The following is a 25486-nucleotide window of genomic DNA, read 5'->3' on the forward strand; positions in this document are numbered from 1 at the left end:
AGGTATTACAATTATTTTTCATAGACAAATTTTCTATCTGCTATACCTTTGTCTTGTTCAAATAACAGAACAGAAGAAAATTTTATAAAACAATATTAACAAAATTAAATTTAATTTATTATGAAAAAGTCATTATTCGTAGCTGCTATCGCTGCAATCTCTCTAGTTGCTTGTAAAAAAACTGAAGCTACTTCTACTGAAGGAGCAACTGATTCTGCTGCTGCTAACGTAGCTGATTCTGCTGCTGTAGTTTCTGACTCTGCTGCTAAAGTTGTTGACTCTGCTGCTACTGCTGCTGTAGGTGCTACTAAAGATGCTGCTGCTGCTACAACTGCTGCTGGTGCTGAAGTTGCTAAAGATGCTGCTAAAGGTGCTGCTGACGCTGCTAAAGGTGCTGCTGATGCTGCTAAAGGAGCTGCTGACGCTGCTAAAGATGCTGCAAAAGACGCTGCTAAGAAATAATTTTAGCATAAGCTTAAAAATAAAAGAACCGTTTCACCCAGTGAAACGGTTTTTTTATGCTTTATAGTAAACGGCCATTGCGGGCCGAAAGTGAACAATCTGTTTAAGAAAAGAATTTTACCCAACTATATTTATCCCTTCTTCTGCTTTAAAGATTCGTAGCAGGTAATTGCTACCGCATTACTTAAGTTTAAGGAGTCAATACTTCCGGCCATAGGAATCAAAGTGTTTTTCCCTTTCCCCATCCAGAAATCACTCAGTCCCGAATGTTCAGTCCCGAATAAAACCGCCGAACGTTGTTTAAAATCTCTCTTGTAAAGGTCTTCCGCAGTTTCATCCATCAATGTGGTGTAAATATTGAACCCGTTTTTGTGAAGGAATTCTAATGTTTCTTCATTTTCTGCCTGATAAACTTCCATTCCGAAAAGGCAACCGACACTGGACCTGATCACATTGGGGTTGTAAAAGTCGGTTTTGCCGTCTGCAACGATAAGGGCGTCTACTCCAAATGCTTCACAGCTCCTTAAAATAGCACCGAGATTACCCGGTTTTTCCACTCCCTCGACAATAATGACCGTAGAATTATCTTTAGGTACAAAATCCGAAAGCGGAGTTTCTTTGGCGGTATATATTCCTATAATACCTTCTGAGCTGCCTCTGTATGCTATCTTTTCATATACTTTTTCACTTACATAATGGATCTTTCCGTTGGGAAGCTTGCCTTTGAATATATTTTCACAAAGGAAAAACTCTACCGGTTCGAAATTGTATTGTATTGCTCTTTCATTCTCCTGTTGGCCTTCCACTACAAAAACTTTCGATTTTTTACGGAATCTGTTGTCAGTAAGGAGCTTAGTGACATTTTTTATTTTATCGTTCTGAAAACTTTCTATCAACATATTGCAAAATTATGCAAAAATTATGATTGAGCTTCTCTGCTTTTTATAAAAAGACTTTTCAAAGTAACCCGGAAAGCAGTGTTATGTCTCTTTTTATCATAGATGATGAGGAGAATAATGACAAGAAGTGAGAGAATCTTATAAATATTTCCATATAAATTTCCGGATACATTTTCAGAAACATTATATATTTCCCAATATAAATTCATGAAAAAATGAGCAAAAATGGCTGTCCAGAGGTTAAAGTCTGTTTCAAAATAGATCCATGCAAAGAATATGGACCCTAGAAATGTAATGGAAAATATTTCGAGTAGTTCAACAGGATCCTGGCTTTGGTATAAATGAACCTGTGCAAACAGCAATGATCCCAATAATACAGAAGATAAAAATCCAAGTGCTGTAAATCTATATGAGATTCCTATAAGGAATGCTCTGAAGATGATTTCTTCAAAAAATGCTGAAGAAACAGTGTTGATAAACAGAGATTCAAAATGTATAGAGGAAGATAGGCCGAAATGGACAAAATAGCCTGTGAGCATCGGTAGAGTTCCGGTAAATGCTAGGGTAAATCCTTTTTTAATCGATGTATTCAGGGAAAATAAGTCAAAAATACTTTTTCCGGGTAACAGAATTTTTCCGGTAATGAGCAAAGGGAGCAGTGTGATGGAATAGGCGATGATATGAGCTAAAGCCTTCGAGTGAAAAAAGTTTTTTGATACTGTCTGGATGCTTTTAAAACAAAATGCATCAAAAAAATAGTAAACGGAAAAGCCGATGATAAAGCTTAAATAAAAGCGGATGTTTTTACTCATGATGATTATTTTTGAGCAAAATTGTAGCTTTTAACGATGGATGTCAAACAGAAGTGATGGATGTCAAGCAAGTGTGACCAATGACAAGCTTTTAAGAATCAGACTGCTTTAACCGGGGAATAACCGCCGGAATAAAACTTCTTGAAACGGGAACTTCAAAACCGATGTCCGGAATGTATAATTTATATCCTTGGGCATTGCCTTTGAGGTTTTTTACTTTTCCGAGATTGACAATGTATGACCGGTGGCATTTCTGAATAGATTGGGTTTCAATTTGTGGTAAAACCTTGGAGAGACTTATCCGGAGTATGTGTTTTTTGGGCTGATTGTTTTCTAAACAATAGAACACACAATAATTTTCCATCGATTGAACATAGAGAAAATCCTTTTCATCGATTACCAGCTTGGTGCTGCCGGCTGAAATTGTCAAAGAATCACTTTGGAGAACATTTTGTTTACCGGCCAGAAGCTGTGAAATGGTTTTAGCAGTATTTTCGTAGAAATTCTTTAAATAAATATACCGGGAAAGAATATAAATGGTTGATACAGGAATTCCTACTGCCAGAGAATACAGAAGCATATAGAAATAATTACCAAAACTGAGTGCCACATGGCTCAGGAATAATGAATTATAAAAGTAGGAGAAAACTGACCCCGTTATTAAAGTACCTGTGATCTTCAGAAGCTCAGCACCAAGATTCCAGTTGTTGAATTTTGATGTGGAAAGACTCATGATAAGAAACGCCATTCCGAATATAACAGTATAGGGGAAAAGGAGTACCAGTTTATAGGGATGATGGAAGTTTTCAGTCCCAAAAGGCTGGAAAATGATTAAAAACAAATATACAGAAATGCCTGCTGCAAGAGAAGAAAGCAGCATTTCTTTTATAGATCCAGACTTTGGATAGGGGAATGTGGTAAAAGAGAACATAGGGATGAGCTTATCAGCTTTGACCTTATCCTACAGGATTGTTTGTTTTCTGCTTTTCCGGTGAGAGAATAAGGAGAATACTTCCGGCAAATAACGAAAGACAGCTGGCGATCCAAAGAAAATATCCCGCTCCGTAGCCTGTGATAGGAAATTTATGTCCGGCTTCATTTACGGTGATTTCACCCACTGATAAATAACAAAATGTGAGACATACAGCAATAAAGCTGATCACTGCTGATATTTTTGATTTTTTCAGTAAAAAGAAAAACGCGGCAAAAAACATCAGAGGATTGGCCATCCAGGCAATTCCGCCACCCTGCATCTCAGCCCATCCCAACAGGAAACATGCTAATCCGCTCATTTCGTGACTTTGTGCAAATACAGCTGTAAAAGGCAGTGATGCTATAAATAGAAAAAGACTGAATAGAAGAATAATATTTGATTTTTTCATGGTGTTTGATTTTTAGTCTGATAGGTTGCTATGATCAATAAGACTTTGTGGTAAGTCTTTTTGTTTTTTATTCCGAGGGATTTTAGTTTTTGGGTCTGGATTACCAGATTATCATTTCCGGTAGAAAGCTGTTTGTACGCATCATCATATACATTTTTAGCCTGATCCAGGTTCTTTCCTATTTTTTCAAGGTTATCGACGAATCCGACAAATTTGTCGTACAACTTAGCGCCCCTTTCCGCAATTTCCATGGAGTTCCTGTTCTGGTATTCGCGTTTCCAGAGATCGGCTATAAGTTTAAGTGACGTTATCAGGTTACTTGGATTTAGCAGTAGAATTCTTCTTTCATAAGCATAGTTCCAGAGATCCTGATCTGCCTGCATGGCCGCAATGTATGCCGGCTCGCTCGGAATAAACATCATTACGAAATCCAATGACTTCCCATAATCATCATAAGCTTTCTGGCTGAGCTGTGTGATGTGATTTTTGATGGAACCCAGGTGCTGATTCAGCTTCATGAGATAAATATCCTGATCTGTTTCGTCAACCAATTCTGTAAAAGCCGTCAGAGATACTTTGGAATCGATAATGACATTTCTTTCATCGGGATATTTTACAACAGCGTCAGGGCGCATTTTTTTTCCTGAAAATTCAGAAAACAACGCCTTATTATCTTCGTCGCGCAACTCATGTTCCAGAAAATACTCTCTTCCTTTTACGAGTCCTGATTTTTCGAGGATACTTTCCAAAATCATTTCTCCCCAGTTTCCCTGTGTTTTGCTTTCTCCTTTCAGGGCACGGGTCAGTTTTTTGGCATCTTCGGAAATCTGCTGATTCAGTTCAGCAAGTTCCTTTACTTTTTCAGCCAGAGAGAAACGTTCTTTACTTTCCTTCTCATAGGCTTCATTGACCTTATTTTTTAAATCGGCCATTTTCTCCTGGAAGGGTTCAAGGATATTTTTGAGATTGTTTTGGTTTAAAGTAGTAAACTTTTCTGTTTTTTCCTCTAAGATTTTATTGGCCAGATTTTCAAACTGCAATTTTGCTTCTTCCTGAATTTTTGCAATTTCTTCCTTTTGGGTAGTAAGAGATTGTTGAAGGCTTTCATTTTTTGCAAAGAGCTCAGAATTTTTGGCAAAAATATTCTGTTTCTCAGCCGTCAGCGATTCGATTTGAATGCTTTGCTGGGCATTCAGTTGCCTTTGCTCCTGAAACTGGGAGCTTAAAGATGCATGTTCCGCTGAAATCTTTGCAAATTCATTTTTAAGATCGTTCAGCAAATCCTGTTGCTGGAGATTAAGTTCCTTTTCGGTAATGATATTTTGGGTCAGCTCATTAATTTTTACGCTGGCATTTTCGAGATCGGAATTACTTCTGATATGCATTGTCTTGATTTCATCATAAGTACTTCTTGAAACCATTGATGATTTCAAGGCAAAATATAATATGACAGCTCCCAATATTCCGCCGGCAATACATCCAATAAGTAAATAGGTCATCTCCATTTTTCAAAAGTATGAAAAAAGGTCATAAGTTGGAGAAAGATGGTAGTAGGGAACCACAATGTGTTGGATTTTTTATACCTTTCAACTCCCGGCATTCCGTTTCCCTTTTCTAAAGATTGCCTATATTTATGGGAAATTTCAGAAGAATATGAACATTTTGTTGGTAGAGGATGATCAGAGAATTAGTAATTTCCTGATAAAGGGCCTTTCAGAGGCGGGTTACAATACTACCCTTGCGGATTCAGGTGAGAAAGCACGGGAAATTATCAGTACCTACGATTTTGATATTATTCTTATGGATATTATGCTTCCCGGTCTGAACGGTATGCAGCTTACCCAGGTGATACGGTTTAAGGGAAATTATACTCCTATTCTGGTTTTAAGTGCTCTGAACAGTCCTGATGATAAAATTAAAATGCTTGATTTGGGAGCAGATGATTACCTGTCTAAACCTTTCCATTTTGAAGAACTGATCTCAAGAATTAAAGCATTGACAAGGCGAAACAAACTCAGTTATCAAAAAGAAGATCAAATGCTGTCTTGCGGGAATATAATGATTGATACCGACCTGCATAAAGTAACACAGAATGGTAAAGAAATAGAATTTTCTCCTACAGAATACAAGCTTTTTACCTTTCTCCTGGAAAATAAAAATAAAGTACTGAGCAGGACTCAGATTCTGCATAAAGTATGGGGGATAGATTTTGATAATACCACCAATCTGGTAGATGTGTATATTTCTTATGTTCGTAATAAAATTGACGAAACTGATCAGAAGATTATCCATACGGTCAAAGGTACCGGATATGTAATTAAAGATTAAAAATGACGCTTAGAAACCGTTTCACCCTGATTTCAAGCCTTTCATTCGGCATCGTTTCTATCATCACATCGGCGGTGATATTTTTTGCCTATTACGACAGCACCAAGATTTTTTACTTTGAAAAACTGAGGAATACGGCTCTGATTTCTGCCATTTATTACCTTGAAAAAGATGAACTTCCCAAAGACAGGCATGCGCAGATCAAAAAAGAATACAACCATCTCATTCAAAATAACAGGGTTGCCGTTTATAACCGGAATAATGAGGTCACATTTGGTCACAATCTGAATGATAAAAATATAAAACCTATTCATTTACAAACCGTAAGAAAGAATAAAGGCGTAGAATTTATGTCTGACAATCAATTTTATTACGGCATTTTTTATCCGGATAATCAGGGCGATTTTGTTGTCTTTGTCAAGTCACCCAACGATTCATTTCAGTCTCAGATATGGAGGCTTTCAATTATTATGCTTTCAGTGCTGGTCCTGGGACTTCTTGCCATCTTTTTTTAAGCAGATACCTTTCAAAGATTGTTTATAAGCCGATCTCCAATGTGGTAGAGCGGATCAATAAGGTTGAGTTCAATAATATTTCTACTGCAATTACTTCTACCAATACCAATGACGAGATTGAAGATCTTATAAAATCATATAATAAATTACTGGGCAGGATTTCTGAAAATGTTCTCCTGCAGCAGAATTTTATTAATTATGTCTCTCATGAATTTAAAACTCCGTTGGCTGCCATATCAGGGAATCTTGAAGTCTTTGCCCAAAGAGACAGAACTCCTGAGGAATACAGAGAGGTAGCCAAAGAGTCTTTGGAAAACGTCTATGAAATTGAAAATATCCTGAACAATCTTTTACTGATGTCAGGGATGACAAAGCTTGAGTCTTCTCATAAGCAGGTAAGGGTGGATGAGCTGATCTGGAAGATATACGAAAAACTGGAATGTAAAGCGAAGGAAAATAATTCATCAATTAAAATTCAGTTGGAAGTTTCAAAGCCTTCTTTACTGGAGTTTCCGGGAAATGAGACCTTGCTGTATCTCGCTTTATATAATATTGTGGAAAATGGGATCAAATATTCTAAAGACCATCCTGTAACGATTATTCTGTCGGAAAAATATAATCAATTGAATATTGAAGTAAAAGATCAGGGAAAGGGAATTCCTAAGGAGGACCTCGATAAAATTACGGAAACATTTTACAGAGGAAAAAATGTAGATAATATTAAAGGCAGTGGTATTGGTTTATCTCTTTCCAGAAGTATTTTTGATCTTCATCATATTACAATGAAAATTGATTCTAAAATTAACATGGGAACAAGCGTTCTGCTTATATTTCCTTTTAATTGTTAAAACCAGATTTCTTGAACCGGGTTTGGATAAAGCCAATGATATCGCTGGTGAAGAGCAGTTGTGTAATTGTGTCAAAAAAGAGAGGTATAATCTTCCTCATCAGCGGGATATTTTAAATAAATCCCAACCTATTCTAATCAAACTCTAATGTTGGACTAACCGAATTTTAATTCTATTCAAAATTGGGCTTAATATTAGACAGATAGCTTTGTGGTCTTAAATATCAGACCTTGAAGAAAATTATATTTACCCTATTTTATATTCATTGCTTCAGTTTTTTTTCGGCTCAGATTACAGACACTGTAAAGGTGAGCAGAAAGGAGGCTGAAGCAGTTTTTCTGGCAAAAAATTTAGATCTTATTGCTCAGAAGCTGGAGATTTCTCAGGCCGAGGCCCGTGCTCTGCAGGCTAAATACTGGCCTAATCCAAAATTAAGTATCAGCGAAGTTAACTTGTGGAGAACGTACGATATTGAAGAACAACCCGCTTTGATAGGGAACTGGGGAAAGAATACCCAGGTTTCTGCAGAAATAGAACAGGTTATTCAGACAGCCGGGAAAAGAAGGAAAAATATTGAGCTGCAGAAAATTGAAGTGGAAGGCGAAAAATATGAACTGCAGGAGGTATTACGTGAGTTAAAGAAAACGTTACGGAATACCATTACCGAAATCCTGTACAATCAGGAGCAGCAGAAAATATATCAGGGGCAAATTGCTTCCATTGAAAAACTTACAAAATCTTATCAGAACCAATTAAACCTTGGAAATATCAGTAAAGCGGAGTATGTCCGTCTAAAGGCACAAGAGATTGAATTCAAGAAAAAACTTGTTTCATTGAAGCAGGAGATTGAAGACCAGCAGGTGGAGCTGAAAGCTTTACTGATGATTCCGTCTACGTCATATCTTGTTATTTCCGATCCGTTTGTCATGCCCGAAAAACAACTCTCAGAGTTGGAACTGGGGCAATGGCTGGAGAAGGCCAAAGAAAACCGGCCGGATATTCTTATTTCAAGAAATAAAGAGAAACATGCGGCAAAGAATCTGGAAATACAAAATGCCATGAAGACTCCCGATGTAGCTGTTTCAATAGGCTATGACAGGGGAGGGAATATCATGAAGGACTTCATTGGACTCGGGGTTTCGGTTGATCTACCCATTTTTGACCGTAATAAGGGAAATATTCAGGAAGCAAAACTGGAAATTGAAAAAAGTAAGTATGAAACCCGGAAAAATATGCTGAAATCGGAAAATGAAATTGTTTCAGTCTTTAGAAATTATATCCGGACACAGCAGGTTTCAGAAGAAATAGACGCCTCTTACGAGTCTACACTGGATGGCTTACTGGTCAGCCATGAGAAAAATTTCAGATTAAGAAATATCAGCATGCTCGAGTATATGGACTTCTTAGATACCTATATCGGAAATAAAATGATCATCCTGGATACCAAAAAAGAGCTTAATCAATATTATGAAAACCTGCAATATGTTGTAGGACAGGATCTTTAGAATCTTAAACCATCATTCAAAAGCTTTGTAAAAGTCGCCTGAAGCGAATGGTTATAGGATACCTTATAAAAAATGAACATCTACATATGAAAATGAATACTACCAGATACATTGCGGTAATTTACCTCTCTGCTTTCATGATCTTTACAGGCTGTAAAGATAAAAAACAGGAAAATGAAACCGAAAAAGCTTATTGTATCAGTAAAGAACTTAAAAAGATATTAAGCTGGTGAAGGCCGAAATTCTTCCTGTCGAAGAAAGCATTACCCTTACCGGAGAAGTAGAAAGCAATTCAGATAAAACCGTTCCTTTTGTCAGCCTTGTAGACGGGATAGTAACCGATACTTACTTTTCGTTGGGAGACTATGTCAGAAAAGGCCAGGTACTGGCTACGGTAAAAAGTACTGCGGTGAACGAAATGCAGGACGACACACAAACCTTACAGGCACAACTCGCTGTGGCCAAACGAAAACTGTCTTCAGTAGAAGCGATGTATAAAGATGATATTGCTTCCCAGAAAGACCTGCAGGAAGCAAGATCTGAGGTGGCCATATTACAATCTAATATTTCCAAGACCCGGAAAAATATGCAACTGTATTCTGCCGGCGGAAACACGCTTCAGATTAAAGCACCTGCGGACGGATATGTTATTTCAAAGAATGTTTCCAAAGGAATGCCGGTTACTGCCGGAGGTGATCAGCTTTTTACCATTTCAAATCTTGATAAGGTCTGGGTAATGGCCAATGTATATGCAACAAATATGAGAAATGTATATGTAGATCAGCCGGTAGTAGTGAAAACCCTGGCTTATCCTGACGAAAGCTTTGCCGGAAAAATAGATAATATCTCTCAGGTTTTTAATGAAAATGAAAGAGTCCTGAAAGCCAAAATTATTATGGATAATAATGGAATGAAGCTGAGACCCGGTATGTCTGCAGACGTTATTCTGCCAATTAATGCGCAAAATAAAAGCGCATTGGCTATTCCCGCAAAAGCACTGATATTTGATAATAACCAAAGTTATGTAGTGGTGTACAAAAAAGACTGTGAGCTGGAAATAAGACCTGTGACGGAAATAGCTTCCAACAGCCGGTATATCTATGTAGAAGGGAATTTAAAACCGGGTGAAACCATTATCGCTTCCAACGGATTGTTGATCTATGAAAACATGAAAAATCAATTAAATAATTCTAAGAAGTAATGCGAAAATTTGTACAAAAAATAGTTTCCTTCTCCTTAAAAAATTCATTGATTGTACTTTTAGGGACTTTCCTTCTTTTGGCAGGAGGAATCTATTCCTATATACACACTCCCATCGAGGCATTTCCGGATGTTACCAATACAAGGGTAAGGGTAATCACCCAATGGCCGGGAAGAAGTGCTGAGGAAATTGAAAAATTCGTTACTCTGCCTATTTCCAAGGAAATGAATGCCATTCCGAATAAAACCTCGGTAAGGTCTATTTCATTATTCGGACTATCCGTGGTCACCGTGATTTTTGATGATCATGTGAATGATTTTTATGCCCAGCAGTATGCATCCAATAAACTGGGAAATGTACAACTGCCCAATGGCGCAGAATATAGCATCGAACCGCCTTCAGGAGCTACCGGTGAGATTTACCGGTATATTATCAGGAGTAAATTGCCAATTAAAGAAGTTACCGCTATTCAGGATTGGGTGGTTGAAAGGGAATTGCTGGCCGTACCCGGTGTAGCCGATGTGGTTAGCTTTGGAGGAGAAGAAAAAACATACGAAATAAAAATTAACCCTACAGAATTACACAATTACGATCTATCCCCTCTGGATGTGTATGAAGCGGTGTCGAAGAGTAATATCAATGTTGGCGGAGATGTTGTGGCAAAAGGAGATCAGGCTTATGTAGTAAGGGGTATAGGTCTTTTGGAAAGTAAGGAGGATATTGAAAATATTCAGATTGAAGTAAAAGGTTCCACACCAATTTTAGTAAAGCATGTTGCTGAAGTAAAAGTGTCTGCAAAACCAAGGTTAGGTCAGGTGGGATACAACAAAGAAAATGATGTTGTAGAAGGTATTGTCATCATGCTCCGCGGTGAAAACCCAAGTGAAGTCATTGCCCGATTAAAAGACAGGATCGAAGAATTGAACGGGGGAGAGCTGCCCGGTGATGTGAAGATTGAACCTATTATTGACCGAACTGAGCTGGTGAACACCACGGTTCATACAGTTTCCAAAAACCTGGTTGAAGGGGTCATTCTTGTTTCCATTATCGTATTTATTTTCCTGTACAACTGGAGAACGACCTTTATCGTGGCATCGGTTATTCCTTTGGCATTTCTTTTTGCCATCATTATGCTTAGGATCCAGGGATTGCCTGCGAACCTGATTTCTATGGGAGCTCTGGATTTTGGTCTTCTTCTCGAAGGAACCCTTGTTATTGTCGAAAATGTCTTTGTAGCACTTGAACATAAAGCGAAAAAGATCGGACTGCAGAGATTCAATAAAATTTCCAAACTCGGAATTATAAAGAGAAGCGCAGGAAGTGTGGCAAGTTATATTTTCTTTGCACTCCTGATCCTTATCGTAGCGTTGATGCCAATCTTCTCGTTCCAGAAAGTGGAAGGGAAAATGTTTTCTCCCCTGGCATTTACATTAGGATATGCCTTATTGGGGTCTTTGATTTTAAGCCTGACATACGTTCCTGCGATGTGTAAGCTTTTACTGACAAAAAATATAGAAGAAAAAGAAAATTTTATTTCCAGATTCTTCAGAGTCAATATCTACAGGATCTATGAGTTTAGTGACCGTTATAAAAAGGGTTTCATTATCGGATTCCTTACATTGCTGGCCATCTGCGGGTGGAGATTTTCAAATTACGGATCAGAGTTTCTCCCGAAACTGAATGAAGGGGCAATCTATGTACGTGCCACTTTACCTAATAGTGTGAATCTGGACGAATCGGTGCGTCTTACCAAGGAAATGAAAGGAATTTTAATGAAATATGATGAAGTGAAATTTGTCATGACCCAGACCGGCCGTCCCAATGACGGTACCGACCCTACAGGTTTCTTTAATATCGAGTTTAATATTCAGCTGAAACCTGAAAGCGAATGGAAGAAAAAAATATCCAAAGAAGAACTTCTGGAAGAAATGAGGGTTTCTCTTGAAAAATATCCGGGAATAAACTTCGGATTCAGCCAGCCCATACAGGATAATGTAGAAGAATATGTGGCCGGAGTAAAGGCGCCGCTCGTTATTAAAATTTTCGGGAACAATCTGTTTGAACTTGAAAATTATGCCAACCAGGTCGCCAATTCTATCAGAACTGTACCGGGAATATCGGATGTAAATGTTTTTAAAAATATTGGCTTACCCGAGCTCAGGATACAGCTTCATGATTCTAAAATGGCAAAATACGGTGTTTCCACAGCAGATGCACAGGCAGTAATCGAAATGACGATCGGAGGTCAGGCGGCGACTAAATTTTATGAAGAAGAAAGGATGTTTGATGTGATGCTAAGATTTGAAAAACAATATCGTGATACTCCCGAAAAAATGGGGAACATCCTGATCCCTACTCAGGATAATAAAAAGGTGCCTTTAAAAGAGATAGCAACGATCGATTATCACACGGGACCCTCTTTTATTTACCGCGAAGGAAACAGCAGGTATATAGGAGTTGGATTTAATATCGAAGGAAGAGATCTGGGAAGTACCATCGCCGAAGCCAAGACTAAAGTGGCAAAAGAGGTAAAGCTTCCCAAAAATCATAAAATGACGTGGGCAGGAGAGTTTGAAAGTAAAGAAAGAGCGGCAAAACAACTGGCAATGGTTGTTCCCATTTCCCTGGTTCTTATTTTAATGTTGCTGTATTTTAATTTTGGAAATGTAAAAGACACTTTAATTTCATCCATTACCCTTGCTTTTGCATTTATTGGCGGATTCTTGTCCCTGTGGTTTACAGGAACTATTTTCGGAATTTCTGCAGGAATTGGTTTTATTATTCTCTTCGGAGTAGCCACCATTGACGGTATTGTTCTGATCGGGGTGATGAAAGAAAACCTTCAGAATAAAATGTCTCTTAAACATGCCATTTCAGAAGGAGTAAGAAGCAGAATTCGTCCTGTGGTAATGATTGCTTTAATGGGATCAATGGGACTTTTCCCCGCAGCGATATCCAACGGAATGGGATCTGAGATTCAAAAACCTTTAGCAATTATGATTGTAGGCGGATTGATCATCTGTATGCTGTTGTCTTTTACAGTATTACCTATTGTATTTTATTATGCTTACCGTAAAAAGTACAGAGAAGCCCTATAGTTTCTTTTTATTTGTTCATTATGTAGGCCGGGATCCGTGAGGAAGATCCCGGCCTTTTTTATGACAGATCATTATAAAGTGAGCCGGAAGCTCTTATCTGTGCTCATCAGGTTATGGGTTAATGATTATCGGATCCGGAAACGGTTCCAGAACCAGTGGCTTACACCTTGCAGCCGGTTCACATCTGTTCCCCATACATATAAAATTGGTCATTGTAGTAGATCCGTCAGGGCATCTGATCATAGCTTCACCAGGGCATCCGCCGGGACATGGTGCAGGATATAAATACCCGCCGAATACATCTTTCAGTTCTGTTCTCGAAAGTTTTGAGAGATTCATTTTTTTCATGGAATTAATTTTTTAAAGGTTTGATTTGTAAGTTTCTTATAATCTGTGTTATAACGTATTTTACAATATCGCTAAAATAATAAAAATTGATTGATTTTTTATTGTTTTTTTTAAAAAAGATTCTGTTTATTTTGATATAATCTATTGAAATTTAATGATTTGTAAAATATTTTATATATTTAAATCTCGGAAAAAGGAAATAAATAGATAAACAGAGGTATCCGAAAATCTTAAAGAGTAGGAATTTACAATAAACAATACCTATGAAAAATGTAAGAAGTTTAAACAGAAAAGAATTGAAAGCCGTTCTGGGCGGATTTGAAAAAGCATGTGAACCACCCATAGACGGAGTTTGCAAACCAGGTTATGCATCCTGCGATCCTTATTGTTGTTTCCGCATCATAAAGCCACATCCAATTTGTAGCGACTGGTAAAAACCTTCAACCCGGAAATTTTTTACATCACAAACCGTATTGAAATGACGGCAGTATGAAAATTAAAAAGGCAACAGTGTCATACTGCTGCCTTTTATGTATAATGATGTTAATATTAATTATTTTTTCACGGCTTTGATTGTTTTAGAACTTCCGTCTTTCATCTGAAGACTGATCAAGTATAATCCTGCATTCAGGTCAGAAAGGTTAAGCTGATGAGTTGCCGCAATTGTTTTCAACTGTCTTCCGGATACATCACTTACGATAATCGTTTTTACATCCTTAATATCTGAAATGGTTAACGTATCCTTAAACGGATTAGGGTAAACTGAGATATCACCCTTTTTATTGGCCATGGTTTCAGAAGTTCCCAATACCGCATCCACTTTTATAGTATAGTCTTCAACTTGTCCCTCGTTTACGTCCGAACAAGGATCAGATAATTCTGTTCTTACTGACGTTGCAGAGCTGTTGAACTGATACTTAACTCTCATTCTTGTATTTCCTAAAGCTGCTGTCGCAGGTACGGCAATGGTTTTATTAACCGTTACAGTATTACCTGTACCTCCAGCAAAATCAGAAGTCACGAAATAAGACTCTCCCGGATCACTGAAGCTTCCATTCTGGTTCCAATCTATAAATACTGTAAATCCGAATCGGTTGGCACCGGCTCCTGTAGCGGTAAGAGTTAGCGGATAAGAAGATCCTCTTGCAACAGTTGCTATTTTGGAAATGAAATTTTCATGACCACTTCCGGTATTGGTTGTGGTGCTTGATGCATTGGTCATATCACTCAATACCACATTAGAAATAGGGAATACGCTTGATCTTGCCAAAAGCGGACTGCAATATGGAGCAAACGGATTGGCACCGGTTGTGAATGAGATTTCAGTACAACCTGTGGCATCACCTAAAGAATTCGTTGGAGTAACAGTTGCATAAAGAGTCGTGTTTTGCGGGAATGTCTCGGTTGATGCCGGAGTATGGAATGTATTGATAGTCGTTCCGGTATAAATATTTGAACCTCCCGGTGTTGTTCCTATTTTCACTTTGTAGCCTTCAGATCCTGCAGTGGCAGCCCATGTAATTTGTTGACGTACTGAAGTCCCGGTAGCACCTGTAACAGGAGCGCTTATTGTTGTACATGCCGGAGGTGCTGTCACTTCCTGTTTGATAACGACCTTATCAATAAAGCTATAAAAATCAAACGTGGTTCCTGAACTTCCTACAGTCTGGATTCTCAGCTTGAAGTTACCATTGATATTGGCACTTTCAGGAATGGTACCTGTAAAGGGTACACAGGTCTGAGCGGTGCTGGACAATGTAATCGGGCTTCCAACCGGTACATAGGTAGTCCCGTTATCTGTAGAATATTCTACATTGATAACTCCTCCGATGCTATCTCCTGTTGAATAAGGAGTTGTAGTGAACTGGAAAGAAATATCAATTTTTTTTCCGTTAGCGGTCACCCCTGCAGGTTTTGTATACACAAGGTTGATTGTTCTGTTGGCTACGCTTGATCCATAGGATTCAGCACCTATCTGTATGTTTCCATCACAGGTACTTCCTAGATACGTACCCGCTGTACCACCACTGGTATCGCTGTAACCACCGGTGATGACAAAACCCGGATAGGTTCCGTTTTCAAAACTCTCATTAACTAAAATTTGGGCACTGCTCATCGAGGCAAGTACCATTGAACTCAAGAATAGTATTTTCTTCATAGGGTAAAAGTTTTATTTGACCGAATATAATAATATTCTGTAAAACAGCAAAATAAATATGAAAATTAAGGTCTGTTTACCTGTTATTTAGAAAAAATATTCTTTTATTGTGAAATTTAGATTGATTTTATTTTTTTTTGTTATTACTCTGCTTTTGCGGAATCGATCAGGTAGGGCTAGCGGTTTGTTTATGGGCTTTCTGTTGAAATTTCTTCATGATGCTTAAGATATAAAGGTAAAGCTGCTGATCCATACCAGGAAAAGATTTTGTAATTGAAAATGCCTGCCTCTACAGCCGGATCTGTTTTCACCCATTTTTCAGCTTCTTCTTCAGACGGGGTATTGAAAATAAACATACCGCGGTAATTTTCTTTATTCTTTTCAAGAAAAGGTCCTGCCACAATAATCTTACCTTCATCAGCGAGTTTTCTGATATTGGCCATGTGTCCTTTCATCAGTTCTGATCTCCTTGCTTTATCATCAATCTGTATGTTGCCTGTGGTAAGCATAGCAATGGTATATGCTTTCATTCCGTATTTATCAGCACCAAGGGATGTTGCCAATTCCTGATTGAATGCAGGCTTTTCTTTTTTCTTCTCTTGGCTAAACGATAAAACAGTCATCATCATACTCAAGATGAGGTATAATTTTGCTTTCATGATATCGGGTTTTATGACTATATAAATATCTGAAATCTGACAACGGAAACCTACCTTTTAATTTTTTATTCTTAAAAATTCTTTAGCAAGTTCGATCATTTTAGGATCACCCGTATATTTCCCATGTTCATCGGAAAGTTTTACCGTTGGGATCCATTCTTTATTAGGAGCTTGTACACCGATAAGTTTCATCACAATATTCATTGGCTTCAGACCTACGTCGTTTGTAAGGTTGGTTCCTATTCCGAAAGATATTCCGATTTTTCCTCTGCAGTAGTTGGTGATTTCCTCTACTTTTTCAAGATTGAGGGCGTCAGAAAAAATAATATATTTAAACATAGGATTGATGCCGTTATTCTGATAATGGGCAATGGTTTTATCTGCAAATTCTAAAGGATCGCCACTATCATGGCGTACGCCGTCAAACAATTTAGCAAATTTTTTATCAAACTGCTGGAAGAAAACATCTGTAGTATATGTATCTGAAAGAGCCACTCCAAGGTCACCTCTGTATACATCTACCCAATGTTCCAGAGCCAGCTCATTGGCCATTTTGAAACCATATTCCGCTGCATGAAACATGAACCATTCGTGAGCATGTGTTCCTATTGGTTTTACACCATACTTCATCGCAAAATGAACATTTGAGCTTCCGATAAAAGTGGAATTTTTATTTTTTGTTAAAGCTTCCATCACCAGGTTTTGTACTTTATAAGAATGTCTTCTTCGGGTCCCGAATTCTGCAAAGGTCACCCCAAGTTTAGCGAGTGCATCTGCTTTTTCCACTGTTTTGCTCATCACAACCTCATTGGAATCTCTTTCCATATGGTTCATCTCATAATGCAGCTCACTGATCAGTGCCAGCAAGGGAACTTCCCAAAGAATTGTTCTGTACCACAGTCCTTCTACCACCACAGAAAGATCTCCTCCCTCCTGATGGATCTTTACTTCAGAAGGATCATAGTGATAACCTTCTAAAAAATCAAGATAAGGAAGATCAATATAAGGGCAGGTTCTGGCCATAAACTTTTTCTCATCTTTGGTAAGCTTAAGTTCTGCCATTTTGTTGACCGCTTCCTTTAAAGCTGCATCAAATCCTTCCGGGAAATGATGCTTTCCTCTGTTGATAAATTCATATTTTACAATAGAACCTGGAAATAATTTTACCACTGCATTTTGCATGGTTATTTTATAGAAATCATTATCTAGAATAGAGTTGAGTCGTACATCGTTCATAATATGTGTAATTTTAACGCAAATATAAAGAATAAAAATAAAATCGCCTAAATGTAAGGCGATTTTTTTGAAATATTTTGATCGTGTTTCTCAATCTATTTTCCCAGGTAAGAATTATACATCCAGACTTCTTTCTCCTGTTCGGTAATATAATCGCTCATCTGAGAGTTAGTACCCTCATCTCCTGCGGCATCAGTAATATCTAAAAGCTCTCTCTGAAGATCAAGTACTACTTTGAATGAACTTAAGATTTGTTCAACGCTTTTTGTACCGTCACTTACTTCTTTACTTTCTTTAATAGTAGCCACTTTCAGGTAATCTGAATAGTTATGTGCCGGAGTAGCCCCTAAAGTCAGGATTCTTTCTGCAATTTCATCAATTTTTAAAACCAGGCTGTTGTAAAGTTCTTCAAACTTCGGGTGAAGGGTAAAGAACTGGTCTCCTTTAATATTCCAGTGGGATCCCCTTGTATTCTGGTAGAATACCGAATAGTTGGCCAACAGGACATTTAATTTTTCTGAGATCTTCTTGCAATCGGCTTCTTTTAAGCCAATAATACTAGCATTTTTCATATGTATATATTTATTTTTAAAGGTCATGATTCGCGTGCCGTCCTCAGGCTTTTCTGATCGTTGGCTGTGAGGTTTTGCGGACAGCAATGCAATATGCTTATTAGTTTTATATCCCAAATTTACGAAATATCGTGCCGAACTTCCCTGATTGTTAATAGATGATAACTATAAGAAAGTTTTTTAAAATAGTTTGAATTTATCAGACTTTGTAATTTAGTTGCCTATTATATTATTCTACAGGATATTACAGGAATTTTACAGATTCAAGACTTTGGAGATAACAAGGAATTGAAATCGTATCATCCTCCTCATTGTGAATTTTTAAGAATTACATAATAATATGTTAATATACGCCGGGGTCTGATTTTCTAGCTTTGCATTCGAAAACCACAAATAAATGGGTAAGCTATGAAAAAGATCTTGTTGTATTTAATGGTGTCAATCTCTATGTTGTCATGCAATAATGATACGGATGCACAAACAAAAACTGCGGATAAATACCAAACAAAAAATGTAGTCCTCCTTGTTGTTGACGGGCCCCGCATTTCTGAAACCTGGGAAGCTCCCAATAAAGAAAATATTCCAAACAGAGTCAGTCTTCTCAGCCAGGGTGTATTTATCAGTAATTTTAAAAATAACGGAACTACAAATACAAACCCCGGGCATAGTGCCATGTGCTCAGGAGTCTATGAAAATATTAAAAATAATGGGACGGAATTACCAGGTTTTCCGTCTGTAATGCAGCAGTGGCTTAAATTCACCGGGGCAGATAAAACAAAAGCCTGGGTTATTGCTTCTAAAGATAAGCTGGAAGTTTTGAACGACTGTAAACTGGCAGATTGGAAAGGTAAATTCCAGCCAAGTGTAGATTGCGGAGTGAACGGAAACGGAACAGGATATCGTGATGACCTTATTACAATGACGAAAACCAAAGAGGTGATGACGAAATACAGCCCGAATGTTATCGTAATCAATCTTAAAGATGTGGATTCTTATGGCCACGCTAATAACTGGAATGAGTATATCAAAGCTATTAAAACTACAGATGCATCCATTAAAGAAATCTGGGATTACATCCAGTCACAGCCTGCCTATAAAGATAAAACTACACTTATCGTTTCTAATGACCATGGCAGACATATTGACGCCAACGGAGGTTTTGCTGAACATGGAGACGATTGTGCAGGATGCAGACATATTGAGTTCTTTGCGATGGGACCTGATTTTAAAAAGAATGCAACCATCAGTACAGGAAACTACGAACAAATTGATATTGCAAGTACTATAGCAGAACTTTTAAGACTTCCGATGCAGTATGCAAAAGGAAAAGTAATTAAAGATGCTTTTAAATAATTTTTTTTTGTCTAATCTTCTGATTTAAAAAAGATTCAATAATATAAATAGGATGCAGGTTTCAGCCAGATAGGAAAATCAATGTAAAGATTTTCAGGAGAAATAAAAATACATAACTGCTTGTCAATTAAAAAAATATTACTATTTTTGCAGCCTAAAATAAAAAGCAATTAAATGCCTACTATTCAACAATTAGTAAGAAAAGGAAGAGCCACGCTTGCCAAGAAGAGCAAATCGGCTGCCCTTGATTCTTGTCCACAAAGACGTGGTGTATGTACGAGAGTATATACGACTACACCTAAGAAACCTAACTCTGCACTTAGAAAAGTAGCAAGGGTAAGACTTTCTAACGGTAAAGAAGTTAACGCCTATATCCCGGGCGAAGGACATAATCTTCAAGAGCACTCGATAGTATTGGTTAGAGGCGGAAGGGTGAAAGACCTACCGGGAGTACGTTACCACATCGTAAGAGGTGCATTAGACACAGCTGGTGTAAATGGAAGAACACAGAGAAGATCTAAGTACGGAGCTAAGAGACCTAAACCAGGACAAGCTGCTGCAGCTCCTGCAAAAGGAAAGAAAAAATAATCATTAAATAAGGTACAAAAGCAATGAGAAAGACAAAAGCGAAAAAAAGACCGTTGTTACCAGATCCGAAGTTTAATGATCAATTGGTAACGAGATTCGTAAACAACTTAATGCTAGACGGTAAGAAGTCTATCGCATTCAAAATTTTCTATGATGCATTAGATATCGTAGAAACTAAAAAAGGAGAAACTGAGAAAACAGCCCTTGAAATCTGGAAAGATGCATTAACAAACGTTATGCCTCACGTAGAAGTACGTTCTAGAAGAGTAGGTGGAGCTAACTTCCAGATTCCTATGCCAATCAGAGCTGACAGAAAAATTTCTATGGCAATGAAATGGTTAATTAGCTACTCTAAAAAGAGAAATGATAAGTCTATGGCTTTGAAATTAGCTAATGAAGTTGTAGCTGCTTCAAGAGAAGAAGGTGCAGCTTTCAAAAAGAAAACTGATACTCACAAAATGGCGGAAGCTAACAAAGCGTTTTCACACTTTAAATTCTAATCTGAAATGGGTAGAGATCTTAAATTTACAAGAAATATTGGTATTGCTGCTCACATTGATGCGGGTAAAACTACCACTACAGAAAGGATTTTATTCTATACAGGTGTAAACCACAAAATTGGAGAGGTTCACGACGGTGCTTCTACGATGGACTGGATGGAGCAGGAAGCAGAAAGAGGTATTACTATTACTTCTGCAGCGACTACTTGTTCTTGGAACTTTCCAACAGATCAAGGAAAACCTGTTGCTGATACTAAACCTTACCACTTCAACATCATCGATACACCGGGACACGTTGACTTCACCGTAGAAGTAAACAGATCTTTAAGAGTATTGGATGGATTGGTATTCTTATTCTCTGCAGTAGATGGAGTAGAGCCTCAGTCTGAAACAAACTGGAGACTTGCTGACAACTACAAAGTTGCGAGAATGGGATTCGTAAACAAAATGGACAGACAAGGTGCTGACTTCCTTAACGTGGTAAACCAGGTTAAAGAAATGTTAGGATCTAACGCAGTTCCAATCGTTTTACCAATCGGTGCTGAAGAAGATTTCAAAGGTGTTGTTGACTTAATTAAAAACAGAGCGATCATCTGGGATGAAGCTGGACAAGGTGCTACTTTCGAGGTAGTTCCAATTCCTGAAGACATGAAAGATGAAGTTCTTGAATACAGAGAGAAATTAGTAGAAGCTGTTTCTGAGTATGATGAAACTTTGATGGAGAAATTCTTCGAAGATCCGGATTCAATTACAGAAGAAGAAATCAATGCTGCATTGAGAGCTGCTACTATCGATTTATCTATTATCCCAATGACTTGTGGTTCTTCGTTCAAGAACAAAGGAGTACAGTTTATGTTGGATGCAGTATGTAAATACTTGCCTTCTCCATTGGATAAAGATGATATTAAAGGTACTGACCCAAGAACAGACGCTGAAATTACAAGAAAGCCATCTGTAGATGAGCCTTTCTCTGCTCTGGCATTTAAGATTGCTACTGACCCGTTCGTGGGAAGATTAGCATTCTTCAGAGCATACTCTGGAAGACTGGATGCTGGTTCTTATATCTTGAACACTCGTTCAGGAGATAAAGAAAGAATCTCTAGAATCTATCAGATGCACGCTAACAAACAAAACCCGGTAGAATATATTGAAGCTGGTGATATTGGTGCAGCGGTAGGATTCAAGTCTATCAAAACTGGTGATACAATGTGTGACGAGAAAAACCCAATCGTTCTTGAATCGATGGTTTTCCCTGATCCGGTAATTGGTATCGCTGTTGAGCCTAAAACTAAAGCTGACCAGGATAAAATGGGTAACGCTCTAGCTAAATTGGCTGAAGAAGATCCAACGTTTACTGTTAGAACTGACGAGGCTTCTGGACAAACGATCATCTCTGGTATGGGTGAGCTTCACTTAGATATCATTGTAGACCGTATGAAGAGAGAATTCAAGGTTGAAGTAAACCAAGGACAACCTCAGGTAGAGTACAAAGAAAACTTAACAAAAGTTGCTCAACACAGAGAAGTTTACAAAAAACAATCTGGTGGTAAGGGTAAATTTGCTGACATTGTATTTGAACTAGGACCTGCAGACGAAGGTAAAGTTGGTTTAGAATTCATCAATGAGATCAAAGGTGGTAACGTTCCTAGAGAATTCGTTCCTGCAATTGAGAAAGGATTTAAAGCTGCAATGAAGAACGGTCCATTGGCTGGTTTCGAAGTTGAAGGTATTAAAGTTACTCTTAAAGATGGATCTTTCCACGCGGTGGATTCTGACGCTCTTTCTTTCGAAATGGCTGCTAAGTTAGGATTTAAAGAAGCGGGACGTGCTGCTAAGCCAGTAATTATGGAGCCTATCATGAAACTGGAAGTTGTAACTCCGGAAGAATACATGGGTAACATCATTGGTGACCTTAACAAAAGAAGAGGTACTATCAGTGGTCAGGAAGAAAAGAACGGTGCTGTTGTAATCAAAGGTTCTGTTCCACTTTCTGAAATGTTTGGATACGTAACAACTCTAAGAACACTTTCATCAGGAAGAGCTACTTCTTCTATGGAATTAGAGAAGTACCAGGCTACTCCACAAAACGTTGCTGAAGAAATCATAGCTAAAGCAAAAGGTTAATTTTTAAATTAAAGAAATGTCACAAAGAATCAGAATAAAACTAAAATCTTACGATTACAACTTGGTAGACAAGTCTGCTGAGAAAATCGTAAAAACGGTAAAGGCTACTGGTGCTGTTGTAAACGGTCCAATTCCATTGCCAACAAATAAGAGAATCTTCACAGTGTTGAGATCTCCGCACGTAAACAAGAAGGCTAGAGAGCAGTTCCAGTTATCAGCTCACAAGAGACTAATGGATATCTACTCTTCTTCTTCTAAAACTGTTGATGCTCTAATGAAATTAGAACTTCCTTCAGGAGTAGACGTTGAAATTAAAGTGTGATAATTGCATACTTTGCAATGATTATAGAATCCGTTCCTATTTTAGGAACGGATTTTTTTTGCTATAAAAAGTCTCAGAATATTTAAAATAGAAGGTTGAAGTTATAAAACTTTACTTTTTTTCAATTTAATGATCCGTAACCATAAAGCAGGTTTTAAGTGGTATAACTATTCATCTGGTTAATAGATTGTGTTATTTTGAATGTTTCTAAATAACACTTTATGATCTGATATTGATTAGTCTTTTGTGGGTGACATATGTCACTTTACATTGTTTATTTAGAATGAATAAAAACAATAAATTTGCAAAAAATTATCAGATGAATAAAGTAGTATCCTTTTCTCTGCTTGTATTGGGTGGGGTTTTTGTAAACGCACAGAAAGTGAATGATTCTATTAAGAAGTCAAAAGACATTGAAGAAGTAGAATTATTTGGTGAAAGAAAAAAACAGCCGCAAGGTTTAGATGCAATTACCAGATTGCCATTGAAAACCAGAGATCAGATTCAGAGTATTTCTGTAATCTCTCACAAAGCAATCGAAGAATTGGGTGCGCTTACCGTTACAGATGTTGCTAAAAACGTACCTGGAGTAACGTTATTCTCAAGTTATGGAGGTGGTAACGAAAGTATGTCTATCAGGGGATACCGTGGTGTTCCCGTATTGAAAAACGGAGTTCAGATGGATTCGGACTTCCGTACTGCAGGAATGATGACAGATATGCAGGGAGTTGAAAGTATCCAGGTCATCAAAGGTTCTGCTGCAGTTAGTCAGGGAATCGGAAATGGTCTAGGATCTGCCGGTGGAGTTATCAACGTGGTGACAAAAAGACCCCAGTTCATTGATCAGACTAACGTAGGGTTCCGTTATGGGAGCTGGGATTTTTACAGACCTACCGTAGACTTCCAGAGAGTGTTGGATTCTCAGGGTAAAGTGGCGGTAAGATTCAATGGTGCTTATCAGAACAACAATTCTTTTAGAAGCCATGTTTCAGGAGAAAGAATATATGTCAATCCTTCAGTGGCTTTCCGTCCGGATGATAAAACGTTAATCAATGTGGAGATGGACTATCTTCATGATAAAAGAACTCCGGATAGAGGAACTATCAACGCTGCTCCCGGAAATGTGGAAGCATTATACCATATGCCAAAAGGTAAATTTTTAGGATATGCCTCCGACTATATGAAAACGCAGACCTATAACTTCTCCACTACAGCAGTAAGACAGCTTACCGATAAACTAAAACTAAGGGTTGCTTATGTGAATTCTGTTACCAATACAGATAACTTAGCTTCATCCATTGCTCTGCCTAAGGGAGAAACAAATTATAATATTAGACAACGTACCATTGGAAGATCCGAATCTGAAGATATTAACAGAGTTTTACAGTTAGACTTCATTGGAGAAAAAGTTAAAACAGGAATTATCAATCACACTTTCCAGGTAGGATTTGACTGGAGGGAGACCGAAACTTCTTCGGTAGCATATAATATTTATGGTAACGGAAAGTTAATCACTGCTCCTACCTTATTGATCGATAATAAAGCATTCCAATCTATTCCATTAGATCGTTTTGATGTTGTTAATGGTACTATTCCTAATCAGCTTCCGGTTGAGTTAAGCTTTGAGGCATTAGGTCGTTCCAATCCTATCTTGACACCAAGTATCGGAGCAATGGCTCAGGATGTAATGTCAATAGGTAAATATGTGAAAGCTCACTTAGGAATTCGTTACAGCAGATTAAATGGTTCCTCAAGTCAAACGGTTGATACCTGGAACCCATCTTTTGGATTAATTGTTTCTCCTATTGAAAATATTAATGTTTTCGGATCATATACAACCACCACTTCGTTAAGAGCAGCTAATAATATTCTTCAGGCAGGTGGATTTGTAGGGGCATCACATACTAAACAATGGGAAGCAGGAATTAAATCTGACTGGTTTAATGAGCGTTTGAGATTTAACGTGACGTGGTTCGATATTAACACAGAAAATTTATCATTTCAGATATTGGATGATAACTACCAGCCGATCAGAGATGCTAATAAAAATGTATTGTACGGATTGGCAGGTAATTTGAGAAGAAAAGGTTTGGAAGTAGAGTTGATCGGAAGAATCCTACCCAATTTACAAGTAATGTCAGGATGGGCTTATCTTGATGCTCAATATCAGGACAGTCCTGCATACGTAAACGGTTCAAGACCGATGAATGCACCAAAACACACGGCTAATGCATGGTTAAATTATAAATTTAATACAGGAATTCTGGATGGGGTAGATGTAGGTGCCGGAATTTATTATGTGGGAAGCCGTCCGGTAGATGAGTGGACCCAGAAAACGTTTACTGCCGGACACGTAAATAGTGTACAACCCGGTGTACAGCCATTCGATATGCCGGAATATACTACGGTAGATGCTCAGGTAGGATATACCCTGAAAAACGGAATGGGGCTGAGAGTATTCTTCAACAACATTTTTGATAGAGTAGGATATAGTTCTTATTTCAGAGGTGGATACATCGACCAGATTCAGCCTAGAAACTTTGCGGTACAGGTTAACTATAAATTCTAATCAACAA

The 25486-nt window shown here is 37.9% G+C and carries 22 protein-coding genes and 1 pseudogene; 13 read left to right on the forward strand and 10 right to left on the reverse strand.

Translation table 11 applies throughout. From position 1 onward, the window contains the following. Positions 1–120 precede the first annotated feature (120 nt). On the forward strand, positions 121–462 hold the full coding sequence (locus H3Z85_09625; protein QPQ53551.1) for a hypothetical protein: 342 nt from the start codon (positions 121–123) through the stop codon (positions 460–462). 131 nt (positions 463–593) lie between these two features. Here H3Z85_09625 and H3Z85_09630 read toward each other — a convergent pair whose 3' ends face one another. The 5 genes from H3Z85_09630 to rmuC all read right to left on the reverse strand — a co-directional run bounded on the left by H3Z85_09630 (position 594) and on the right by rmuC (position 5054). Further along, the gene (locus H3Z85_09630; protein QPQ53552.1) at positions 594–1361 is read right to left on the reverse strand and encodes an RNA methyltransferase; all 768 of its coding nucleotides are present in this window, start codon (positions 1359–1361) and stop codon (positions 594–596) included. Between the two features lie 20 nt (positions 1362–1381). Beyond that, positions 1382–2173, reverse strand: coding sequence for a CPBP family intramembrane metalloprotease (locus H3Z85_09635; GenBank protein ID QPQ53553.1), 792 nt, complete (start codon positions 2171–2173; stop codon positions 1382–1384). Between the two features lie 91 nt (positions 2174–2264). After that, positions 2265–3104 carry a LytTR family transcriptional regulator gene (locus H3Z85_09640; GenBank protein QPQ53554.1) on the reverse strand — a complete coding sequence of 280 codons (840 nt, stop codon included), beginning with the start codon at positions 3102–3104 and terminating at the stop codon, positions 2265–2267. Positions 3105–3129: 25 nt separating this feature from the next. Next, complete coding sequence (locus tag H3Z85_09645; GenBank protein QPQ53555.1) at positions 3130–3555, reverse strand: hypothetical protein; 426 nt, start codon at positions 3553–3555, stop codon at positions 3130–3132. After that, a complete protein-coding gene (rmuC, locus tag H3Z85_09650; GenBank protein QPQ53556.1) occupies positions 3552–5054 on the reverse strand; it encodes a DNA recombination protein RmuC in 1503 nt (500 codons plus the stop codon). Before rmuC ends, H3Z85_09645 begins: the two co-directional genes overlap by 4 nt. Before the next feature lie 154 nt (positions 5055–5208). Here rmuC and H3Z85_09655 point away from each other — a divergent pair, with 154 nt between their 5' ends. The 6 genes and pseudogenes from H3Z85_09655 (at position 5209) to H3Z85_09680 (ending at position 13050) form a co-directional block, all read left to right on the forward strand. Beyond that, complete coding sequence (locus H3Z85_09655; protein ID QPQ53557.1) at positions 5209–5883, forward strand: response regulator transcription factor; 675 nt, start codon at positions 5209–5211, stop codon at positions 5881–5883. 2 nt (positions 5884–5885) lie between these two features. Beyond that, positions 5886–7246 (forward strand): annotated as a pseudogene (locus H3Z85_09660) (HAMP domain-containing histidine kinase). 230 nt (positions 7247–7476) lie between these two features. Beyond that, positions 7477–8751 carry a TolC family protein gene (locus H3Z85_09665; GenBank protein ID QPQ53558.1) on the forward strand — a complete coding sequence of 425 codons (1275 nt, stop codon included), beginning with the start codon at positions 7477–7479 and terminating at the stop codon, positions 8749–8751. An 86-nt stretch (positions 8752–8837) separates the two neighbouring features. After that, positions 8838–8984 (forward strand): hypothetical protein, encoded by a 147-nt coding sequence (locus H3Z85_09670; GenBank protein ID QPQ53559.1) that lies wholly within the window; start codon positions 8838–8840, stop codon positions 8982–8984. Next, a complete protein-coding gene (locus tag H3Z85_09675; GenBank protein ID QPQ53560.1) occupies positions 8981–9952 on the forward strand; it encodes an efflux RND transporter periplasmic adaptor subunit in 972 nt (323 codons plus the stop codon). Before H3Z85_09670 ends, H3Z85_09675 begins: the two co-directional genes overlap by 4 nt. Beyond that, entirely contained in the window at positions 9952–13050 is a 3099-nt protein-coding gene (locus tag H3Z85_09680) for an efflux RND transporter permease subunit (GenBank protein ID QPQ53561.1), read from the forward strand. The genes H3Z85_09675 and H3Z85_09680 overlap by 1 nt, the downstream gene beginning before the upstream one ends. A gap of 111 nt (positions 13051–13161) precedes the next feature. Here the strand turns inward: H3Z85_09680 and H3Z85_09685 are convergent, their stop codons facing one another. The 5 genes from H3Z85_09685 to H3Z85_09705 all read right to left on the reverse strand — a co-directional run bounded on the left by H3Z85_09685 (position 13162) and on the right by H3Z85_09705 (position 18023). Continuing rightward, positions 13162–13398, reverse strand: a complete 237-nt coding sequence (locus H3Z85_09685; GenBank protein ID QPQ53562.1) for a hypothetical protein — start codon at positions 13396–13398, stop codon at positions 13162–13164. A gap of 553 nt (positions 13399–13951) precedes the next feature. Then, entirely contained in the window at positions 13952–15556 is a 1605-nt protein-coding gene (locus H3Z85_09690) for a T9SS type A sorting domain-containing protein (protein QPQ53563.1), read from the reverse strand. Between the two features lie 188 nt (positions 15557–15744). Further along, positions 15745–16215: a hypothetical protein gene (locus tag H3Z85_09695; GenBank protein QPQ53564.1), complete on the reverse strand. Its 471-nt coding sequence runs from the start codon at positions 16213–16215 to the stop codon at positions 15745–15747. Between the two features lie 57 nt (positions 16216–16272). Further along, on the reverse strand, positions 16273–17451 hold the full coding sequence (pncB, locus tag H3Z85_09700) for a nicotinate phosphoribosyltransferase (protein ID QPQ53565.1): 1179 nt from the start codon (positions 17449–17451) through the stop codon (positions 16273–16275). Positions 17452–17546: 95 nt separating this feature from the next. Then, a complete protein-coding gene (locus tag H3Z85_09705; protein ID QPQ53566.1) occupies positions 17547–18023 on the reverse strand; it encodes a DNA starvation/stationary phase protection protein in 477 nt (158 codons plus the stop codon). Between the two features lie 408 nt (positions 18024–18431). Here H3Z85_09705 and H3Z85_09710 point away from each other — a divergent pair, with 408 nt between their 5' ends. The 6 genes from H3Z85_09710 to H3Z85_09735 all read left to right on the forward strand — a co-directional run bounded on the left by H3Z85_09710 (position 18432) and on the right by H3Z85_09735 (position 25479). Next, positions 18432–19376 carry an alkaline phosphatase family protein gene (locus H3Z85_09710; GenBank protein QPQ53567.1) on the forward strand — a complete coding sequence of 315 codons (945 nt, stop codon included), beginning with the start codon at positions 18432–18434 and terminating at the stop codon, positions 19374–19376. Positions 19377–19550: 174 nt separating this feature from the next. Next, entirely contained in the window at positions 19551–19964 is a 414-nt protein-coding gene (locus H3Z85_09715) for a 30S ribosomal protein S12 (protein QPQ53568.1), read from the forward strand. 23 nt (positions 19965–19987) lie between these two features. After that, positions 19988–20464 carry a 30S ribosomal protein S7 gene (rpsG, locus tag H3Z85_09720; GenBank protein QPQ53569.1) on the forward strand — a complete coding sequence of 159 codons (477 nt, stop codon included), beginning with the start codon at positions 19988–19990 and terminating at the stop codon, positions 20462–20464. 6 nt (positions 20465–20470) lie between these two features. Then, complete coding sequence (gene fusA / locus H3Z85_09725) at positions 20471–22588, forward strand: elongation factor G (protein QPQ53570.1); 2118 nt, start codon at positions 20471–20473, stop codon at positions 22586–22588. Positions 22589–22604: 16 nt separating this feature from the next. Then, entirely contained in the window at positions 22605–22910 is a 306-nt protein-coding gene (gene rpsJ / locus H3Z85_09730; GenBank protein QPQ53571.1) for a 30S ribosomal protein S10, read from the forward strand. 319 nt (positions 22911–23229) lie between these two features. After that, on the forward strand, positions 23230–25479 hold the full coding sequence (locus tag H3Z85_09735) for a TonB-dependent siderophore receptor (protein ID QPQ53572.1): 2250 nt from the start codon (positions 23230–23232) through the stop codon (positions 25477–25479). The last annotated feature ends 7 nt before the right edge of the window (positions 25480–25486 follow it).

The organism is Chryseobacterium indologenes (assembly GCA_016025055.1).
Taxonomy (GTDB): Bacteria; Bacteroidota; Bacteroidia; order Flavobacteriales; family Weeksellaceae; genus Chryseobacterium; species Chryseobacterium indologenes.